The organism is Aetokthonos hydrillicola CCALA 1050, assembly GCF_017591665.1.
GTDB classification, from domain to species: Bacteria; Cyanobacteriota; Cyanobacteriia; order Cyanobacteriales; family Nostocaceae; genus Aetokthonos; species Aetokthonos hydrillicola.
Genome location: NZ_JAAKGC010000422.1, coordinates 1 through 1,219 on the forward strand (window position 1 = coordinate 1; position 1,219 = coordinate 1,219).

Here is a 1,219-nt window from a genome sequence, read left to right on the forward strand (position 1 = left end):
GGGCTACTATACATATAGTAAAGAAGTAAATCGTACAAGAGGATGATTCATGAGTGACCAGCAGGTTAATTTACCATATTTTGACCAACTTTTGGCCTTGCTGGATGCTGGTCACCCTGAGATTGAATTGGCATTTGGGCGTCATGTACATTGGGGTTACTGGTTGAACCCAGAACAAGCATTAAATACACCAGAGGATTTTGGTAAAGCTGCGGAGCAGCTGACTCGCGAAGTTTATTCTGCTGCAAACGTGAAGAACGGTCAAGCTGTTTTGGATGTTGGTTGCGGTCTTGGTGGGACGATCGCTAGCTTGAATGAACACTTTTCCCAAATGAATCTCGTTGGGTTGAATATTGATGGACGACAATTGGAGCAAGCACGAAAAAAATTATCAGCACAAAATGGCAATACAGTTCGGTTTGAAGAAGGTAATGCTTGTATGTTACCGTTTCCCGATCAGTCATTCGATGTGGTGTTAGCAGTTGAATGCATTTTTCACTTTCCTGATCGTAGACAGTTCTTTCAGGAAGCTTTTCGCGTACTTAAGCCAAATGGGTATCTTGCTCTATCGGATTTTGTTCCTACAGATTGGTTGATCCCATTTTTATGGGATAATAAGCAACTCGAAAGCTTTTATGGTCAATGGGACGTACGATATACGGCTAAATCCTACGCTAAACTTGCTGCTGAGACAGGTTTCCGTCAGGTAATCGAGCGAAATATTACGGTCAATACTTTACCAACTTATCAATTTCTTTGGACGATGAAGAAATATCTTAAATCAGATGCATATCTTTTTTCTGCGTTGTCCCAAACTTTCATCGCTGGATTGGTTAGTCAATTAGATTTGATGCGTTACATGATCTTTTCATTTAGAAGTTTCAATACCTAATAGAAATTCAATACTGCTCGATTAAGCCAAAAACTTAAATTTAATGTAGGTTGGGTTGAGGAACGAAACCCAACATTTATAAGGGTTTGTTGGGTTTCGCTGACGCTCTACCCAACCTACCATTTTCCTTAACTGAGCAGTATTGAATAGGGATTAGGAGAAATTTCCAGGGAAGCGGTGATGCTCACACCAGAGAAATATCGGGTTTCAATCCCTAATAGGGATTAGGAGAAATTTCCAGTTGATAATGCCGTTCAATTTTTTACCGGATTTGCGTTTCAATCCCTAATAGGGATTAGGAGAAATTTCCAGATTATTAAAGCATCT

The 1,219-nt window shown here is 40.0% G+C and carries 1 protein-coding gene; it reads left to right on the forward strand.

Annotated features, from left to right (window positions below; genetic code table 11):
- The first annotated feature begins 49 nt into the window (after positions 1-49).
- Positions 50-892, forward strand: coding sequence for a class I SAM-dependent methyltransferase (locus G4P69_RS38500; protein WP_208340161.1), 843 nt, complete (start codon positions 50-52; stop codon positions 890-892).
- The last annotated feature ends 327 nt before the right edge of the window (positions 893-1,219 follow it).

What these genes read in the sequence shown, in the direction of transcription:
- G4P69_RS38500 (WP_208340161.1), top strand. Translation starts at nt 50, where the DNA reads ATGAGTGACCAGCAGGTTAATTTACCATATTTTGACCAACTTTTGGCC.